At 63.4% G+C, this 17,386-nt stretch carries 15 protein-coding genes and 1 pseudogene; 9 read left to right on the forward strand and 7 right to left on the reverse strand.

The window, feature by feature from the left end; all coding sequences use genetic code 11:
- Position 1 precedes the first annotated feature (1 nt).
- Genes RFM68_RS12080 through RFM68_RS12090 form a run of 3 tightly spaced genes read right to left on the reverse strand, consistent with a single transcriptional unit; the run spans position 2 to position 3,507 of the window.
- On the reverse strand, positions 2-979 hold the full coding sequence (locus tag RFM68_RS12080) for an ABC transporter permease (RefSeq protein WP_320233202.1): 978 nt from the start codon (positions 977-979) through the stop codon (positions 2-4).
- Between the two features lies 1 nt (position 980).
- On the reverse strand, positions 981-2,444 hold the full coding sequence (locus RFM68_RS12085) for a sugar ABC transporter ATP-binding protein (protein ID WP_320233203.1): 1,464 nt from the start codon (positions 2,442-2,444) through the stop codon (positions 981-983).
- A 46-nt stretch (positions 2,445-2,490) separates the two neighbouring features.
- Positions 2,491-3,507, reverse strand: coding sequence for an ABC transporter substrate-binding protein (locus tag RFM68_RS12090; protein WP_320233204.1), 1,017 nt, complete (start codon positions 3,505-3,507; stop codon positions 2,491-2,493).
- A gap of 196 nt (positions 3,508-3,703) precedes the next feature.
- Between RFM68_RS12090 and RFM68_RS12095 the strand changes: the two genes are divergently transcribed.
- The 7 genes from RFM68_RS12095 to RFM68_RS12125 all read left to right on the forward strand — a co-directional run bounded on the left by RFM68_RS12095 (position 3,704) and on the right by RFM68_RS12125 (position 12,535).
- Complete coding sequence (locus tag RFM68_RS12095; protein WP_320233205.1) at positions 3,704-6,112, forward strand: glucan 1,4-alpha-glucosidase; 2,409 nt, start codon at positions 3,704-3,706, stop codon at positions 6,110-6,112.
- Positions 6,113-6,162: 50 nt separating this feature from the next.
- Entirely contained in the window at positions 6,163-7,176 is a 1,014-nt protein-coding gene (gene gnd, locus RFM68_RS12100) for a phosphogluconate dehydrogenase (NAD(+)-dependent, decarboxylating) (RefSeq protein ID WP_320233206.1), read from the forward strand.
- 13 nt (positions 7,177-7,189) lie between these two features.
- Positions 7,190-8,566, forward strand: a complete 1,377-nt coding sequence (zwf, locus tag RFM68_RS12105; RefSeq protein ID WP_320233207.1) for a glucose-6-phosphate dehydrogenase — start codon at positions 7,190-7,192, stop codon at positions 8,564-8,566.
- A 16-nt stretch (positions 8,567-8,582) separates the two neighbouring features.
- On the forward strand, positions 8,583-9,287 hold the full coding sequence (locus tag RFM68_RS12110; RefSeq protein WP_320233208.1) for an ROK family protein: 705 nt from the start codon (positions 8,583-8,585) through the stop codon (positions 9,285-9,287).
- Positions 9,288-9,486: 199 nt separating this feature from the next.
- Positions 9,487-9,939 (forward strand): Ros/MucR family transcriptional regulator, encoded by a 453-nt coding sequence (locus tag RFM68_RS12115; protein WP_320233209.1) that lies wholly within the window; start codon positions 9,487-9,489, stop codon positions 9,937-9,939.
- 103 nt (positions 9,940-10,042) lie between these two features.
- Entirely contained in the window at positions 10,043-11,143 is a 1,101-nt protein-coding gene (locus tag RFM68_RS12120) for an aminotransferase class I/II-fold pyridoxal phosphate-dependent enzyme (RefSeq protein ID WP_320233210.1), read from the forward strand.
- Between the two features lie 153 nt (positions 11,144-11,296).
- Entirely contained in the window at positions 11,297-12,535 is a 1,239-nt protein-coding gene (locus RFM68_RS12125) for an MFS transporter (RefSeq protein ID WP_320233211.1), read from the forward strand.
- A gap of 85 nt (positions 12,536-12,620) precedes the next feature.
- Here RFM68_RS12125 and RFM68_RS12130 read toward each other — a convergent pair whose 3' ends face one another.
- Both RFM68_RS12130 and RFM68_RS12135 read right to left on the reverse strand, forming a co-directional pair.
- On the reverse strand, positions 12,621-12,851 hold the full coding sequence (locus RFM68_RS12130) for a hypothetical protein (RefSeq protein WP_320233212.1): 231 nt from the start codon (positions 12,849-12,851) through the stop codon (positions 12,621-12,623).
- Positions 12,852-13,552: 701 nt separating this feature from the next.
- Positions 13,553-14,440, reverse strand: a complete 888-nt coding sequence (locus RFM68_RS12135) for a LysR family transcriptional regulator (RefSeq protein ID WP_320233213.1) — start codon at positions 14,438-14,440, stop codon at positions 13,553-13,555.
- Positions 14,441-14,559: 119 nt separating this feature from the next.
- Between RFM68_RS12135 and RFM68_RS12140 the strand changes: the two genes are divergently transcribed.
- The gene (locus RFM68_RS12140) at positions 14,560-15,021 is read left to right on the forward strand and encodes a VOC family protein (protein WP_320233214.1); all 462 of its coding nucleotides are present in this window, start codon (positions 14,560-14,562) and stop codon (positions 15,019-15,021) included.
- Between the two features lie 229 nt (positions 15,022-15,250).
- On the opposite strand, the gene RFM68_RS12145 is transcribed toward RFM68_RS12140, so the two are convergent.
- Together RFM68_RS12145 and RFM68_RS12150 are read right to left on the reverse strand one after the other, a co-directional pair.
- Positions 15,251-15,559, reverse strand: a complete 309-nt coding sequence (locus RFM68_RS12145) for a hypothetical protein (RefSeq protein ID WP_320233215.1) — start codon at positions 15,557-15,559, stop codon at positions 15,251-15,253.
- Between the two features lie 20 nt (positions 15,560-15,579).
- Positions 15,580-16,325: pseudogene (locus tag RFM68_RS12150) on the reverse strand (SDR family NAD(P)-dependent oxidoreductase).
- 132 nt (positions 16,326-16,457) lie between these two features.
- On the opposite strand from RFM68_RS12150, the gene RFM68_RS12155 reads away from it, so the two are divergent.
- On the forward strand, positions 16,458-17,354 hold the full coding sequence (locus RFM68_RS12155; protein ID WP_320233216.1) for an AraC family transcriptional regulator: 897 nt from the start codon (positions 16,458-16,460) through the stop codon (positions 17,352-17,354).
- The last annotated feature ends 32 nt before the right edge of the window (positions 17,355-17,386 follow it).

Consider the following 17,386-nt stretch of genomic DNA (forward strand, 5'->3'; position numbering starts at 1 on the left):
CTTACCTTTCCCTGCGGCTGATCAGAACGCGTGCCGCCAGCACGATGATCAGGATCGCGCCGTTGGCGGCGACCTGCCAGTCGGGCGGGATGTGCATGAAGGTCAAGAGCGGCGAGGCGGCCAGTGCCAGCGTCAATGCGCCGAGCACCGCGCCGATCGGCGACACGCGGCCGCCGACGAACTCGCCGCCGCCCAGAATGACGCCGGCTATCGAAAGCAGCGTGTAGCCGTTGCCGATATTGGCGTCGGCCGAGGTGGTGATGCCGATCAGCGCCATGCCGGAAAGCACGCCGAACAGCCCGGTCAGCGCGAAGAGTGCGACCTTGGTGCGCAGCAGCGACCAGCCGGCGCGCCTGAGCGCCGCCGCATTGCCGCCCGAGCCGCGCAGAATGACGCCGTAGGAGGTGCGCATCAGGCCGAAATGCACGACCACGGCAATAAGCAGCGCCGCAAGGATCGGGAACGGGATGTAGGGCGGCTTGAAGGACATGATCGAAAGCAGCCAGGCCGGCGCCTTGCCGCCGGGTTTCGGCAGGACAAGGATGGCCAGCCCCTGCCAGACGAAGCTCATGCCGAGCGTCACCACGATCGACGGCAGGTTGCGCAGATGGATCAGCGCGCCAAGCAGCGCATAGACGCCTATCGAGCCCAGCAGCACGAAAATGCCGATGAGCGGCGTATCCCTCAGCCATGTCGCGGTGACGCAGCCGACGAAGCCGACAAAGGTGCCGATCGACAGGTCGAGCTCATTGCCGGCGATGACGAACATCTGCGCGATCGTCGCCAGCGCGATCGGGATCGCCAGGTTCAGCATCAGGTTGAAGCCGAAATAGCTGATGGCGCGCGGGTTGAGCCAGGCGATGGCGATCAGCACCAGCGCCAGCGATAAAGCCGGCAAAAGGCCGCGCAGCATACGCGCCCTGGCCGCGCTGCCGCGCGGCGAGGCTTTCGGGACCGTGCCGGGAGCGATCGCCGTCATTTCAGGCCGCGTCGCCGAACGAGGACTGGATGATCTTTTCCTCCGTCAGCTCGTCGCGCCGCAGATTGGCGACGATACGGCCGTTCTTGAACACATAGACGCGGTCGCAATTGTCGAGCTCTTCGGTCTCGGTTGTGTACCAGAGGAAGGTGCGGCCCTTGGCGGCCTCCTCCCGCACGAGGTCGTAGACTTCGAGCTTGGTGCCGATATCGACGCCGCGCATCGGATCGTCCATGAGCACGATTTTTGCGTCGGAGCCGAGCGCGCGGGCAAACAGCGCCTTCTGCTGGTTGCCGCCCGACAGCGAATAGATGTTGTTGTTCATGTCCGGCGTGCGGATGCCGATCTTCTTCTTCCAGAATTCGGCGAGCTCCGCTTCGCGCTGCGGCGAGATCAGCAGGCCGTTGCGCAGCCGGGCCAGTGAGCGGATGCCGATGTTCTGCGCGATCGACCATTGCGCGAAGATCCCGTCCGACTGGCGGTCGCCCGCGACCAGCGCCACCGGCGCCGTCACCTCGATGCCGGGCCTGGCGCGGGAGGCGGCCGAGAAGATCGCCAGCAGCAAGTCGGTCTGGCCATGGCCGGCAAGCCCGGCAAGGCCGATGATCTCGCCGGCGCGGGCGACAAGCTCCTTGCCGTCCTGCTGCCTGGCCGGACGCGCCCGCACCCTGAGCGCGCCGGGCTCGGTCTTCGGGGTCTCGGCAGCAGCCCTCTGATGTCCTTCGGCACCACCCATGGCGGCAACCAGTCTGTCGCGGTCGAAGACATCAGCGGCGTCGGCCACGACCACCTTGCCGTCGCGCATCACCACGATGCGGTCGGCGTTCTGCAGCACCTCGCCCAGCACATGCGAGATCAGGATGCAGCTGCCGCCGTTCTCGATGAAGCGGCGGACGAATGAAAGCAGTTGGCCTGCCGTGTGAGCGTCGAGCGAGGAGGTCGGCTCGTCGAGGATCACGAGATGCAGCGGCTCGCTGGTCAGCGTGAAGGCGCGCGCCACCTCGACCATCTGCCGCCTTCCGATCGAGAGATCACCGGCAATGTCGTCCGCCGCAATGCCGTGATCCGGAAAGATCTCATCGAGCTTGGCGCGGATGAGGTCGGCCGCCCTGCGCCGCCAGCCGAAACCGGCGAGCGATGGATGGTTGATGCGGGTGTTCTCGGCAACGCTGAGATTGGGACAGAGCGACAGCTCCTGGAACACGCAGCGTATGCCGAGCTCAAGCGCGCGCGCCACCGAATAGCTCGCCTCCTGATTGCCGCGCACCGCGATCTGCCCGCCATCCGGCCGCAGCGTGCCGGCCACCATGTGCATGAGCGTCGACTTGCCGGCGCCGTTGTGCCCGACCAGTCCGACGCATTCGCCGGCGCCGACATGGAAGTCGACGCCATTCAGGGCTCGAACGGCGCCGAAATGTTTTTCGGCGCCGTTCAGTCTGACGATATCAGCAATAGCCTGGAGCATCCTCAACTTTATCCGGTTGGCGATGCGGGCTGCAATGGGCCCACCGCTATTGCTTGATGTTGGCCTTGATGGCCGCGATGGCGTCTTCCTGGGTGTATTCGTGCGTGGCGACGCCGCCTTCCTTGATCTTCGGCAGCGCGGCTTCGAAATCGTCCTGGGTGAAGGCGAGATAGGGTACCAGCAGATCGTGCGGCACGTCCTTGCGGCCGTCGAGCACCTGCTGGGCCACCCAGAAGGCGAGCGTCGACACGCCGGGCGCGATCGAGGCCGACCAGGTCTGGTAGCCATCCTTCTCCTTCTGCTCCTTCCACCACTTCAACTCGTCCTGCCGGTTGCCCATGATGATGGTCGGCCGCGGCTTGCCTGCTGCGGCGAAGGCTTGCGCGGCGCCATAGCCGTCACCGCCCTGGTCGACGATCCCGACGACCTCCGGCAGCGACGGCAGGATGGTCGCCACCGCCTTCTGCGCCGTCGTCTGGTCCCAGTCGCCGGTCACCGAGCCGACGATCTTGAACTCGGGATGCGCGGCGACGCCTTCGAGGATACCGGCATGGATGGCATCGTCTATCGAGGTGCCGGCCAGCCCGCGGATTTCGAGCAGGTTGCCGCCCTTGGGCTGGAATTTCGCCATGTGCTCGACTTCCTGCTTGCCCATGTCCTTGAAGTCGACGACGACGCGATAGGCGCAGGGCTCGGTGACAGTGCCGTCGAAGGAGACGACGACGATGCCGGCATCGCAGGCCTGTTTGATGGCGCCGTTGAGCGCATCCGGCGAGGCGGCATTGATGACGATGGCGTCATAGCCCTGAAGGATCAGGTTCTGCACCTGCGCGGCCTGGGTCGGCACTTCCTTGTCGGCGGTGGTGAAGACATCCGCCGCGGCGACGACCTTGTCGTCGACCGCCTTCTTGGTGACGATGCCGTAGCTGTCGAGCATCGCCTGGCGCCAGGAATTGCCGGCATAGTTGTTGGAGAAGGCGATCTTCTTGCCGCTGGTGTCGGCAAGCGCGGTGCCTGAGGCCAGCATCGCCGCGAATGCACTCAATACGAGCAATTTCTTCATGTCAGTTCCTCCCGAGGTTGCTGTCTTAATGGATAGTGGTAGCGCGAATTCCCTGTTTTTTATCTATTGTCAGACAAATTTAGAGGAACCGCAAGCTGTCAACCCCAAAGCATTCAAGCCACTCGATCAACTTGCGGTGCGACGATTGAAAAGACGGCGACTCCTGGTCTAGGAACGCGGCAGGAGAGAGAATTTGATGGCAGTGACGCCGACCGTTGCTAAAGGCGCGCCTGGAATCCCGGCGCGATGGACGTCAAGCGCCAAAAGTGGCGTCGGCACCGCGCTTTCGGCAAAAAGCCCGCTCTGGTTCACCATCAGTCACGGCATTCTGAACGAGATCTATTATCCCCGCCTCGACAGCGCCTGCACGCGCGACCTCGGGCTGATCGTCACCGGCCCCGGCGGTTATTTTTCCGAAGAGAAACGCGACGCTGTCCATACCGTCGAACCGTTCGAGGACGGGGTTCCCGGCTACAGGCTGACCAACACCGCTTCCGATAGCGCCTACCGGATTGAGAAACGCATCGTTACGGATCCAAAACGACCTGTCCTGCTGCAGGAAACCAGTTTCACCGCGCTCAAGGGCGCAGCGGCCGATTACCGTGTCTACGCACTGCTGGCGCCGCATCTCGTCAACGCCGGCATGGGCGACACCGCCTGGATCGGCGACCACAAGGGGCAGCGCATTCTCTTCGCCACCGGACGCGGCGTCTCGCTCGCGCTCGCCTCCTCGCTGACCTGGGGTGCCTGCTCGGCCGGCTATGTCGGCTTTTCCGACGGCTGGCAGCACCTCCATGACCGCGGCGCGCTCGATCCTTCCTGCCAGGTGGCCGAAGATGGCAATGTCGCGCTGGCCGGTGAGATCGGCTTTGTGTCCGGTAGGAACACCGCCTTGCTGGCGCTCGGCTTCGGCGTTTCGCCGGAAGAAGCCGCCGACCTTGCCTTGGCAAGCCTGAAACAGGGTTTCGAGCCGGCTGCCAAAACCTATGCCGAAAACTGGCGAAGATTCCAGGCGGGACTGGAAAAGCTCGATCGCCAGGCCGCCTCCGGGCTGAACACCTACCGTGTCAGCAGCGCGGTGCTGGCAACGCATCTGTCGATCGCCAGGCCCGGCGCCGCCGTCGCCAGCCTGTCGATCCCCTGGGGATTCAACAAGGGTGACGACGATCTCGGCGGCTATCACCTCGTCTGGCCGCGCGACCTGGTCGAGACGGCGGGCGGCTTCCTGGCCGCCGGTGATGGCAAGCAGGCGCTGCAGATCCTCACCTATCTGCGCTCAATCCAGCAACCCGACGGCCACTGGCCGCAGAATGTCTGGTCGGACGGCACCGCCTATTGGCCGGGCATCCAGATGGACGAGTGCGCCTTTCCGCTGCTGCTTGCCGATACCCTGCGCCGCGCCGGCCATCTGCCGAAGTCGAAGCTTGCCGACTTCCTGCCGATGATCGAAAGCGCGGCCTCCTATGTCGTGCGCAACGGCCCGGTCACCGGTGAGGACCGCTGGGAAGAGGATGCCGGCTACAGCCCGTTCACGCTGGCCGTCGAGATCGCGGCGCTGCTTGCCGCAGCCGACATGCTCGATGTCCTCGGCAAAAATGAGCCGGCAAATTACCTGCGTGAAACCGCCGACTGCTGGAACGACCAGATCGAGCGCTGGACCTATGTGACCGGCACCGGGCTTTGCGCCAAGGAGGGCGTAGCGGGCTATTATGTCCGCATCGCGCCGCCGGACGACGCGGGCGCCGCCTCGCCCAGGGATGGCTACGTGCCGATCAAGAACCGCCCGCCGACCGACACCTACAAGCCGGCCGAGGCTATCGTCAGCCCCGATGCGCTGGCGCTGGTCCGTTTTGGTCTCAGAGCCGCGGACGATCCGCGCATCGTCAACACCGTCAGAGCCATCGATGCGCTTTTGCGCTGCGACCTGCCGCAAGGCCCGCTCTGGTACCGCTATACCGGCGACGGCTATGGCGAGCATGAGGACGGATCGCCTTTCGAAGGCACCGGCCAGGGCCGGCCGTGGCCGCTGCTTGCCGGCGAGCGCGCCCATTATGAGCTGGCCGCCGGCCGCAAGGACAAGGCGGCGCAACTGCTTGAGACCTTTGAACGCTCGGCGGGCGTGGGCGGCCTTCTGCCGGAGCAGGTCTGGGATCGCCCCGACATGCCGGAGCGCGAATTGCGTCTGGGTGCGCCGTCCGGCAGCGCCATGCCGCTGGTCTGGGCGCATGCCGAGCACATCAAGCTGTTGCGCTCGCTGCGCGACGGCGCGGTCTTCGACCTGCCGCCGCAGGGCGTCGAGCGTTACATCAAGGGCGGGACCGTTGCGCCGTTCAGGACGTGGCGTTTCAACAACAAGATCCGCTCCATTCCCGCCGGCAAGGCGCTGCGCGTCGAGCTCACGGCGCCTGGCGTCGTCCACTGGAGCAGCGACAAATGGCTGACGGTGCAGGATAGCAAGACCATCGAGAATGCCTTCGGCCTTCACATTGTCGACCTCGCCGTCGCCGGCCTGCAGCCGGGAACGGCAATCGTCTTCACTTTTTTCTGGCCCGATGCGATGCGTTGGGAGAATGTCGACTTCAGCGTCGGCATTGACGCGTCATGATCAAAGCTGGCCAGTAAATTCTTCTTTCCTCAAGCAATCGGGATGAAACCATGCAGATCGGAATGATGGGGCTGGGCCGGATGGGCGCCAATATGGTGCGGCGCCTGATGCGCGACGGCCATGAATGCGTCGTCTACGACATCAATTCGGCGAGCGTCGCCGGCATGGTCAAGGACGGCGCCGTGGGTGCCGCCTCGCTGGAAGAGTTCGTCGGCAAGCTTGCCAAGCCGCGCTGCGCCTGGCTGATGCTGCCGGCCGCGATCACCGGCAGGATCGTCGACCAGGTGGCGGCGCTGATGGAGCCGGGCGACATCATCATCGACGGCGGCAATTCCTACTATCACGACGCCGTCGACCAGGCGGCGAAGCTGGCGGTCAAGGGCATCAGCTTTGTCGATGTCGGCACCAGCGGCGGCGTCTGGGGCCTGGAGCGCGGCTACTGCCTGATGATCGGCGGCCCCGACGAGGCGGTGCAGCATCTCGATTCGGTCTTCGCCACGCTGGCGCCGGGCGCCGATGCCGGCGCCAATCCGCCCAAGGATGCCGGCACGGCGCCCTTCGGCTATCTGCATTGCGGCCCCAGCGGCGCCGGCCATTTCGTCAAGATGGTGCATAACGGCATCGAATATGGCGTCATGGCCGCCTACGCCGAAGGCATGAACATCCTGAAGTCGGCCAATGCCGGCAAACGCGATCGGACGGCGGACGCGGAAACCAGCCCGCTCGAAAGCCCGCAATATTATCAGTTCGACGTCGACTTGCCCGCCGTGGCCGAAGTCTGGCGGCATGGCAGCGTCATCGGCTCCTGGCTGCTCGATCTCACAGCCGGCGCGTTGAAGAGCGATCCGGCACTCGCCCAGTTCGGCGGCCGCGTTTCGGATTCCGGCGAAGGCCGCTGGACGCTGAAGGCCGCGATCGATACCGGCGTTCCGGCGCCGGTGCTGTCGTCGGCGCTGTTCGACCGCTTCTCCTCGCAGGGCGAATCCCAATTCGCCGACAAGCTTCTGTCCGCCATGCGCTATGCCTTCGGCGGCCATATCGAGAAGCCGAAGACCGGCGCGTGAGGGGAGGGAAGGCATGAGCCAGGAGAGGTCCGACACGCTGGTGCTTTTCGGAGCGACCGGCGACCTTGCGCACAAGAAGATTTTCCCGGCGCTCTACCAGATGGTTGCCAAGGGGACGCTGACTGAGCCGGTGATCGGCGTCGCCTTCGACCCCTGGGATCTTCCCAAATTGGTGGACCGCGCCCGCGACGGCATCGTCACCGCGCTGGGCGCCGTCGACGACAAGGTCTTTTCCAAGCTCGCTTCGCTGCTGCGCTATGTCAGCGGCGACTACCGCGACGGCGCAACCTTCGAGAAGCTGAGGACGGCGCTGGGTTCCGCGCAGCGGCCGCTGCACTACATGGCCGTCCCCCCGACCATGTTCGAGACTGTCGTGCAAGGGTTGGAGCAATCCGGCACCGCGCGCGGCGCGCGGCTGATGGTGGAAAAGCCGTTCGGCCACGATTTGCAGTCGGCGCGCTGGCTGAACCGGGTGCTGCATCTGGTGTTCGAGGAGCAGTCGATCTTCCGCATCGACCATTATCTTGGCAAGGAAGCGATCCAGAACCTGCTCTATTTCCGCTTCGCCAACTCCTTCCTCGAGCCGATCTGGAACCGCAATTTCGTCGAGAGCGTGCAGATCACCATGGCCGAGGATTTCGGCGTCGAGGGCCGCGGCCGCTTCTATGACGATGTCGGCTGCATCCGCGACGTGATCGAGAACCATCTGCTCAACATCCTTTTGCTTTTAGCCATGGAACCGCCGGTCGGCCGCTCGGCCGACGACCTGATCGACGAGAAGGTGCAGGTGCTGCGCGCAATCCGCACGCTGACCAGGGACGATGTCGTGCGCGGCCAGTTCGACGGCTATCTGGCCGAGCCGGGGGTCCGGCCGAACTCGCCGGTCGAGACCTTCGCCGCGGTGCGCTTCTTCGTCGACACCTGGCGCTGGCGGGACGTGCCCTTCTTCATCCGCGCCGGCAAGAACATGCCGGTGCACGCCACCGAGGTGATCGTGCGGCTGAAACGGCCGCCGCTCGACGTCTTCGACCCGATCAAGCCGCGCGACGCCAATTACGTGCGTTTCGGCATCGACCCGCAGGTGGCGATCTCGATCGGCGCCCAGCGCAAGATGGCCGGCGACGACATGATCGGCGAGCAGGTGGAATTGACCGCGCTCGACGACACCAAGGGCGACATGCCGCCCTATGAGCGTCTGATCGGCGACGCCATGAACGGCAATGGCCAGCTGTTCACACGCCAGGACGCGGCCGAGCTCGCCTGGCGCATCGTCGGACCGGTGCTCGGCGACACCATGGCGCCGGCAATCTATGCGCCCAGGACCTGGGGGCCGGCCGATGCCATGCACGGCTTCGGCCCGCCCGACGGCTGGATCAATCCGACGAAGTAGCTTTGGGGAGGACGGGATGGCGAAGGCAACAAGGAAGGCCGCGGCGGGCAGCGATCCGATCGTGCTCACCATCGATGTCGGCGGCTCGCATGTGAAAATCCTCACCAGCGCCGGAGGCGAGATGCGCCGCACCCCGTCCGGGCCGAACCTGACTCCCGAGCAGGTCGTCGCTTCGGTGAAGAAGCTTGCCGAGGGCCTGGACTACGACGTGATCTCGATGGGTTATCCCGGCCCCGTGAGCGACAACAAGCCGTCGCTTGATCCCTTCAATCTCGGCAAGGGCTGGAACGGCTACGATTTCACCGCCGCCTTCGGCAAGCCGGTGAAGCTCGTCAACGACGCGATGATGCAGGCGATCGGCAGCTATGACGGCGGCCGCATGCTCTTCCTCGGCCTCGGCACCGGCCTCGGCGCGGCGATGATCATCAAGAATGTCGGCCAGCCCATGGAGCTTGCCCATCTGCCCTACAAAAAGGGCGCCAGTTTCGAGGATTATGTCGGCGAGCGCGGCCTGGTAAAGCGCGGGAAGAGAAGGTGGCGCAAATACGTTTTCGACGTTGTCGACAGGCTTCGCGCCGCCTTGCAACCGGACTATGTCGTGATTGGCGGCGGCAATGTCGACAAGCTCGATGAATTGCCTGAAAAATCCAGGCGCGGCGACAACACTCGCGCATTCGAGGGCGGATTTCGACTTTGGCGCGACAAGGCACTGATCGTCTGATATTGTTACATTTCAGTATAATTGTTCAAAATAGCGTGTAAATGCACGACAGATCATTGCGTCGCGCAGATTTGCCGACTAGGAATTCGCCGGCCTGCGGCGCCAAGCACCTTTTTCGGATTCGCAAAACAACGCTCGCAGCGCTTTGACATTACACACCGCGTTTTTCGCGGCCTTGCGGCACAAATGGAGGGACTACGTGGACGAGGACACCAGCACAGTCGACCTGCTCGAGCTCACCGCTCACATCGTATCGGCTTATGTCGCGAAAAACCGCCTGCCCGCCTCGGGCCTGGGCGAGCTGATCGCCAGCGTCGCCTCATCGATCGGCGGGATCAGCCAGCCGGCGCAGCCAGCCGCCCCCCCGCCTGTTCCCGCCGTCAATCCCAAACGCTCGGTGACTCCGGACTACATCATCTGTCTCGAGGACGGGAAGAAGTTCAAATCGCTGAAGCGTCATATCGGCGTGCATTTCGGCCTGAGCCCGGAGGCTTACCGGACCAAATGGGGCCTCCCCGCGGACTATCCGATGGTCGCCCCGAACTATGCGGCGTCGCGCTCGCAACTCGCCAAGTCGATCGGCCTTGGCCGCAAGGCGGAACCAGAACCGGTGAAGCCCGCCAGGGGTAGGAAGGCCAAGGCTCCGGCCTGAGACGGCATCCGCCTGTACCTTTGCGAAGCCTGCCGAGGAATCCGCCTTGGCAGGCTTCCTGCTTTTGTGGCTTGGATACCGCCGGAACTTGGGGGAAATGGCCGTGAACTACGCCAGGATGGTGATCGAGAAGGAAGCGCCGGAAGAATACGGCTACGACCGCATCCGCTACAACCTCTCGGAAAGCTCGATCGCCGACCAGAAGCTCTCCGACATCGGTCTCGCGCTGCCCGACCTCACGCTGTTCTACGGCGAGCATCGCGGCGACAAGGAGTTGCGCGCGCTGATCGCAGCGCAGGATGAAGGCCTTTCTCCCAACGATGTGCTGGTGACAGCGGGCGCGGCCGGCGCGTTGTTCATCATCGCCACCGCGCTGCTGTCGGCCGGCGACCATCTCGTGGTCGTGCGGCCGAACTACGCCACCAACATCGAGACGCCGAAAGCGATCGGCTGCGCCATCTCCTATGTCGATCTCGATTTCGACCAGGGTTTTGCCGTCGACATCGAACGCGTCAAGGCAGGGATGCGGCAGAACACCAGGCTGATCAGCGTCACCTGCCCGCACAACCCGACCGGCACGATGATGACGCGCGGCGACCTCGACGCGCTGATCGCGCTTGCCGAGAGACACCGCTGCCGGCTTCTTGTCGACGAGACCTATCGCGACCTTTCCTACGGCACGCGCTTGCCTTCGGCGGCCTCGCTCAGTCCCGGCGCCATCAGCGTCTGCTCGCTGTCCAAGGCCTTCGGCATTCCGGGCATCCGCGTCGGCTGGCTGGTGACGCGGGATCCGGAACTGCAGGAGACATTCCTGGCCGCCAAGGAACAGATCGGCATTTGCGGCAGCGTCATCGACGAAGCGATCGCCCGCACCATGCTTGAGCGCCGCGACGTCTTCCTGGCGTCGCTGCTGCCGGAAATGGCCAGGCGCCGCGACATCGTCCAGACCTGGATCGACGGCGAGCCGATGGTCGACTGGGTGCGGCCGCAAGGCGGCGTGGTCGGCTTCCCGCGGCTCAACGTCGATGCCGGCTTCGACCTCGACAACTTCTACAGCCGGCTACGGGAGAAACACGGCACCTATGTCGGTCCCGGCCACTGGTTCGAGATGCCGAAACGCTTCTTCCGCATCGGCTTCGGCTGGCCGAAGGAAGCGGAATTGCGCGGCGGGCTCGAAGCCGTCTCCGCCGCGCTGCGGGACTGAACCTCTCATCCAAACCGAAATTTTCGATTTTCTTTGATCCAGCGTGGATTTTTTGCACGCAAGGCGGGACGAACTGGGCTAAAGGGTTCCGGCCGGACCAGCGCCCACCGTGGAAGTGCCCCGCCGGCCGTTGTCGCAACGGGGCCTCAGATCATGATCGTCGAAGCAACTTCACCCGACCAGCGCTACGCCGCGTTCCGGCACCGGCCGTTCCTCAGCTATTGGACGGCGCGCTTCCTCACCACTTTCGCCACCATGATCGTGTCGGTCGCCGTCGGCTGGCAGGTCTATGACCTGACGCGCGATCCCTTCGACCTCGGCATTGTCGGCATCGTCCAGTTCCTGCCCTCGCTGCTCCTGGTGCTGGTCACCGGCGTCGTCGCCGACCGCTTCGGCCGCCGGCTGATCATGACCTTGTCGACGCTGATCGAGGCCGGCTGCGCGTTGGGCCTGCTCCTTTTGACGCTGCGCGGTCTGACCAGCCCGCTGCCGATCTTCATGGTGCTGGTGATGTTCGGCATCGCCCGCGCCTTCTACGGACCGGCCTCGTCCTCGCTGTTCGCCAATCTCGTGCCGCAGCAGGATTTCGCCAACGCGATCGCCTGGAACTCGTCGGCCTGGCAGACGGCGACCATCGTCGGCCCGGTCGCCGGCGGCCTGCTCTACGGCGTTTCGGCCGAAGTGGCTTATGCCACCGCGGCCATCCTGATGCTCGCCGCCGCATTGCTGATCTACACCATTCCGAAGCCCGCCCAGCAGACGGCCACCGACAAGCCGACGATGCAGACGCTGTTTGCCGGCTTTGGCTATATCTGGGGCGAGAAGATCGTGCTCGGCGCGATCTCGCTCGACCTGTTCGCCGTGCTTCTGTCCGGTGCCTCGGCGCTGCTGCCGGTCTATGCGCGCGACATACTGCAGCTTGGCCCCTGGGGTCTTGGGCTATTGCGCTCCGCGCCCGGCATCGGCGCCATCTGCGTTGCAATCTGGCTTGCCGGCCATCCGATCCGCGACCATGCCGGCAAGATCATGCTGGGCTTCGTCGCCCTGTTCGGCGCCTTCACGGTGCTATTCGGCATCTCGACCATCACCTGGCTGTCGATCGTGGCACTCGCCCTGCTCGGCGCCACCGACATGTTCAGCGTCTATATCCGCGAGACGCTGATCCAGCTCTGGACCCCGGACGAGGTGCGCGGCCGCGTCAATGCCGTCAACCAGGTCTTCGTCGGCGCCTCCAACGAGGTCGGCGAATTCCGCGCCGGCACCATGGCGGCGCTGATCGGCACCGTGCCGGCGGTGGTCATCGGCGGCATCGGCGCCGTCGCGGTCGCAGGATTGTGGGCCTGGCTGTTCCCGGCGCTGCGGCGGGTGAGGCATTTGAACAGCCGGAACTGATCGAGTTCTGGATCTAAGCCGCTGATCTTGCGCTCGGGCCAATCACACTACGCCATCGACCAATGAGACAGGGTCGGGAGCAGACTTACTCCGAAAAGCTCACGCTGACGCCGCGCTGCCGAAAATAGGCCTGCATCAACTTGCGGCCGGAGCGGTTCTTCTGCACCAATCTGGCCGGATCGAACACCGCCTGTTTTTTCCCCTCTCGTGCCAGCGCGGCCTTGAGTGTCGCGATATGTGCATCGATGTCGGCATTGTCGGCTCGGAGTGAGGCATAGATATTTTCGGTCGCCTCGGCCACGGTCGGTTCGTTCACAGGTGTCGTCCTTTTGATTGATCGGGCGGCGCCTTAGCACAGATTCGCGGCTGCGCCGATACCGACGGGAGCGTCATTGCGAAGCGCACGTGCGCGAAGACCGACCTGCGGGCCTACCTGTTCCCGGCGCTGCGACAGGTGCGGCAGCTCAAATTGGTTTCGCCGTGACTGCCGGCACGGCGCACGCTACTGTGTCGCCATGGATCAAGGGCAAGCCAGAAGCGTCTATGTGACCGGCCGACGTCACATGTTTTGGACGATTATCGCAATGTTCGCGATCATCTGGGGAATCCCGCTCATACTCAGTGCGCTCGGTGCACCGTCACAAGTTATGTTCGCGGTAGTAGTGCCACTAGCCTTGGCGTGGGTCTTGATAGGCGGCATTCGTTCTTTTCTGATCACCTGCCCGACCTGCGGAAAGTCTTTGCTTATGCGAGGCTTTGTGGTTGTGCCATGGCCTGCGAAGCAGTGCAGTAGGTGCGGGAGCGATCTCACCAAAACCTCGCGCTGATTGTGCTTCGGCGACTGGTCAATTGGCGCTGGGCGAGAGGGTTGATTCAAGTCGTATGATGTCCTGATCGGGCTGCCCGAGCGCTCCGTCGGATGCCTTGCCTGCAGACAAGGACTACGATGCTGGCGGATCCGCGCTGAAGCGCCACCATCAGATACTGGCTCGATGGCAGCTCCCGGATTGGGCTGGTCTATACGCGCATAGCTTCAATGACCGCCCGCAGTCCCGCCGACAAGTTTCTCCGGCTTGGATAGTAGAGGTAGAGCCAATCCTCCGGTTGGCACCAGTCGTCGAGGCATTGGATGAGGCTGCCGTCAGTTAAGGCCGACTGTGCGCGCTGTTCCCACACATAGCCGAGACCCGCGCCCGCCCTTGCCGCCTGGACGATCAGCTCATGATCGTCCAGAGAGATTGGACCAGCAGGCCAGTAGTCGATGCTCACACTACCCTTTCGGAACCCCCAGGCATATCGGTTGCCATTCGGATACATGTTCTGAATCCCGACATGGTCGTCCTTAAGGTCGTGCGGTGTTTGAGGCACGGGGCGCTCGGCGAAGTAGGCGGGCGAGCCTATAACGATCAGTCGAAGCCTTGGCTTGATCCGCACTGCCACCATGCCCTCTCGCAAGCTCTCTCCCAAGCGGATGCCGGCATCGAATCCCGCTTCGGCAATGTCGACGAGCCTGTCGGTAGCGACGACCTCGATCTCAAGATTGCGGTTGGCAGCCGTCAGAGGCTGCAGGATCGGGCCGACAACGAATGGCGCAATGGAGTTGGGAACGTTCAGCCGTACTTTGCCAAAAGGGGTGTCGCGGAACTGATTGAGGCCATCGACTGCCAAGCCGATCCCGTCGAAGGCCGGCGACAATTGCTGGTGCAGGCGGCCGCCCGCATCGGTCAGTGATACACTTCTTGTGGTCCGATTGAGCAAGCGAACGCCGATCCGCTCCTCGAGATTGCTGACGGCGTGACTGAGAGCCGAGGCGGTGACTCCGCGTTCCTCGCCCGCTTTCCGGAAGCTGCGGTGCCGCGCCACCGCATCAAAGGCGGCAAGTTCGGCCAGTTCGGTCACCCTCATTGTTGAATCACACTCAGCATTGTTTCGAATATTCTCAAGCTAATCAGAAGAACGGAGCGGCGCCAATATCTCATCACCCCGCAGGCAATCCCGCAGGCGGCACAATTCGAGGAGCCAAAATGGCCAACTTCGCCCTTCCCACCCGCAACACCAACTCCGCCTTTGCCGACATGCGCGGGCACCATGTAGCGTTGCGTGTCAGGGACCTTGCTGTCGCCAAGACCTGGTATGTCGAGAAGCTCGATTTCCGCGTCGTGCATGAATGGCCCTTTGCCGACGAGCAGCTCGCTTATCTCGCCCCCGCGAACGATGATAACTTCATGATTGAGCTGCTCGGTGGCGGCGATCCGCTCCCGATCGACGCGCCGGCCTATACCGACCTGGGGGATAGTCTCCGTTATGCCGGTTACCATCACTTCTGCATCAACGTTGCCGACATCGGTGCAAGTGTTGCAGAGCTCAGGGCACGCGGGGTGACTATCGTAGCCGAGCCCTTCGAGCTCGACGCGATCGGCCGCAAGCTCGCCTTCTTCGCAGACCCGTTCGGCAACCTCATCGAACTGGCCGAAATCATAGCCTGAGGCGGCGCTGATCAGGGACGGCCAGCTTTGACCGTCCCCGACGCCGATTTCAAAAGAAAGCCCGCGATGACCGGGACATTGGCTCGTCACCGGGGCGAGCGGTCTGCCAAGGTGGCGGCGTAGCATTAAAGCGCGTCGCGTCGAAACGGATTCAGGCGACGCGCTTTAAGTCTCTGTTTTGATGCATGTCGTCTTCCCAAAACCGCTGCGCACTTTTGGACGACATGCATTAGATGGTCCCAACCGCGTGGCGTACATCCGAGATAGTCCACTCGACGGTGCGGTGGTCGATGGTGCCATGGACGGGAGAGTGGGCCATTGCCGTCATGATCCCGGAAGCCGAACGATGCCCATCATCGGCCGTTTGCCAAAAGACGATGTCGATGATTGCACCATCTTCTCGTTCGCAGATGCGGCGCCCCATGAAGCCGGGCTGCCGCCGAATCCACTCATCGATATCCGAATTTGCCGCGATAAAGTCGGCGACGGTCAGTCCGCTTCGGAGGTGGAGTGTGGTAATTTCGATTGCAGCCGACACGGGCAAGTTCCTTCCGTCTCCTAGAGGATATAGCCGCCAGCGACTTCAACCGTTTGGCCATTGAGGTATCGCCACTCGTCCGCAAGAAGGCTCGCCATCGCTTCCCCGATGTCATCGGGTTCGCCGACGCGGCCAACGGCGATTTGCTCGGCAAGCAGCGCCTCGAATTCATCGTTAAGTCCACCTGCAAGGTCGGTGCGGATGACGCCGGGCGCGATGGCGTTGGCACGAATGCGCCTGTCTGCGAACTCCTTGGCCATATAACGCGTCAGGGCTTCGACACCGCTCTTGAACACGGCATAGGGGGCAACTCCGGCGGTTGCTACGCGCACCGTTGCGCTTGAAAGATTGAGGATGTGGCCACCTGCGGCCATCATCGACAGCAGGGCCTGCGTCAAGAAGAACGGGGCTTTCAGATGAACCTTGAACAGCCCGTCGAACTCGGCTTCGGTCACCGAGACGATGGGATTGAAGAGCCCGAAACCCGCATTATTCACCAGGTAGTCGAAGGTGCTTCTCTCCCAGGTAGCGCCAAGGACTTCGTTCACGCTCGCGCGGAAGCCAGGAAAGCTGGAGATGTCGCTCACATCGAGCGGGAGCGCGACGGCCGCGCCGCCCTGTTCCTTGATACACTGGCGGCCACGTCACCAGCTGCCTCCGGGCTGCTGTTGTAAGTCAAGATGACGCCCATGCCGCGACGCGCGCATGCCCGCGCGGCGCTGGCGCCGATGCCGCGGCTGCCGCCGGTGATAACAACGATCTTCATAGCTCTGTCCTCGATAGGGAATGACCGAGGGATAGGCCGGCGAGCGGGACAGCGCCGACCTGATCTTGCCAATAGTTTGCCTAATCCTGCTTTTCAGTTTTCTGGCCCGCCTCATTGTGCCACATAGCGGATATGCAGCAGCAGATGGCAGAACTCGTCCGTTTGGCATCGCGGGCGCAGAACCGGCGAACGGAGACCGGCATCCCGCGCGTCGCCATGGTGCACGGCGCTGTTCCCGAACACGAGCTCTCGACCGTCTACGAGCCGATGATCAACCTTATCCTGCGCGGCAGCAAGACCATGACGGTGGGCAACCGAAAGCTACACTATGATCCGGCGACGTATTTCGTCATGTCAATTGGTCTGCCGGCAGTGGGCACGGTGCATCCAACGTCATCTGGCGAGCCCTATCTTGCTGTCAGCCTCACTCTTGACCTTGGTGCGCTCGCGCCGCTGCTGGTCGATATGCCACCAAGGCATGACGGCACACACTATGATAGCGGCTTCTCGGTCGCGGCAACGACGCTCGAACTGCTCGATGCCTGGGTGCGGATGCTCCGGCTGCTGAACAAGCCGGACGAGATCGGAGCATTGGCTCCGGCCTATGAGCGGGAGATTCTCTTTCGTGTAGCGCAGGGGCCGCTCGGCTGGATGCTGCGCGACATCGCAACGCCTGACACATCCCTCACCCGCGTCAATCTTGCCATAGGGTGGATCCGGAGCAATTTCGACAAGCCGCTTAGGGTCGAGGCCCTTGCTGCCATGGCGGCATTAAGCGTTTCTGCTTTCCACCGCCACTTCAAGGCGGTCACCGCTCTAAGTCCGCTCCAATACCAGAAGCGCATTCGCCTGCTCCGCGCGCGCTCGCAGCTCATCGCGGGCGCCGGCAACGCCACTTCGGTGGCGTTCGAGGTGGGCTATCAGAGCCTGGCTCAGTTCTGCCGCGAATATACTCGGCTCTTTGGTCTTCCGCCCTCACGTGACGTTGCCATGGTCACGGACGTTATGCGGGGACGGAGAGTTGCCTAAATTAGAACGGATGTCCGCTTCTGGGCTCGAGG

This window comes from Mesorhizobium montanum (assembly GCF_033977145.1).
In the GTDB taxonomy this organism is placed as follows: Bacteria; Pseudomonadota; Alphaproteobacteria; order Rhizobiales; family Rhizobiaceae; genus Mesorhizobium; species Mesorhizobium montanum.

Excerpts from the sequence above, each read along its gene's own strand:
- RFM68_RS12080 (WP_320233202.1), bottom strand. The coding sequence starts at position 979 with ATGACGGCGATCGCTCCCGGCACGGTCCCGAAAGCCTCGCCGCGCGGC.
- RFM68_RS12085 (WP_320233203.1), bottom strand. The coding sequence starts at position 2,444 with ATGCTCCAGGCTATTGCTGATATCGTCAGACTGAACGGCGCCGAAAAA.
- RFM68_RS12090 (WP_320233204.1), bottom strand. The coding sequence starts at position 3,507 with ATGAAGAAATTGCTCGTATTGAGTGCATTCGCGGCGATGCTGGCCTCA.
- RFM68_RS12095 (WP_320233205.1), top strand. The coding sequence starts at position 3,704 with ATGGCAGTGACGCCGACCGTTGCTAAAGGCGCGCCTGGAATCCCGGCG.
- gnd (WP_320233206.1), top strand. The coding sequence starts at position 6,163 with ATGCAGATCGGAATGATGGGGCTGGGCCGGATGGGCGCCAATATGGTG.
- zwf (WP_320233207.1), top strand. The coding sequence starts at position 7,190 with ATGAGCCAGGAGAGGTCCGACACGCTGGTGCTTTTCGGAGCGACCGGC.
- RFM68_RS12110 (WP_320233208.1), top strand. The coding sequence starts at position 8,583 with ATGGCGAAGGCAACAAGGAAGGCCGCGGCGGGCAGCGATCCGATCGTG.
- RFM68_RS12125 (WP_320233211.1), top strand. The coding sequence starts at position 11,297 with ATGATCGTCGAAGCAACTTCACCCGACCAGCGCTACGCCGCGTTCCGG.
- RFM68_RS12135 (WP_320233213.1), bottom strand. The coding sequence starts at position 14,440 with ATGAGGGTGACCGAACTGGCCGAACTTGCCGCCTTTGATGCGGTGGCG.
- RFM68_RS12140 (WP_320233214.1), top strand. The coding sequence starts at position 14,560 with ATGGCCAACTTCGCCCTTCCCACCCGCAACACCAACTCCGCCTTTGCC.
- RFM68_RS12155 (WP_320233216.1), top strand. The coding sequence starts at position 16,458 with ATGCAGCAGCAGATGGCAGAACTCGTCCGTTTGGCATCGCGGGCGCAG.